Source organism: Megasphaera sp. AF13-6AC, from assembly GCF_027685385.1.
GTDB classification, from domain to species: Bacteria; Bacillota; Negativicutes; order Veillonellales; family Megasphaeraceae; genus Megasphaera; species Megasphaera micronuciformis.
The window spans coordinates 1-258 of sequence record NZ_JAQCUN010000329.1; the positions used below are offsets into that span (position 1 = coordinate 1).

The following is a 258-nucleotide window of genomic DNA, read 5'->3' on the forward strand; positions in this document are numbered from 1 at the left end:
TGTGTGATGCCGATAAGACCTTGCCGACATTTGAAAAGTGTCGTGTTCGGTTTCCGCACCTCATGCTGTGTCTTTCCACCAACGGCTTGGCCTTACCCGAACATGTAGATGACATCGTGCGTATCGGAGTCAGTCATGTGACAGTAACGGTCAATGCCGTTACTCCCTCTGTGGGCGGTAAAGTTTATGCGTGGGTTCGTTACAACGGCAAAACTTATACGGGCGAAGAAGGAGCTGCCATTTTACTGGCTCGCCAGG

The 258-nt window shown here is 51.2% G+C and carries 1 pseudogene; it reads left to right on the plus strand.

Features of this window, described 5'->3' with window-relative positions:
* Positions 1-258 (plus strand): annotated as a pseudogene (locus tag PGX78_RS09225) (radical SAM protein); the annotation flags it as partial.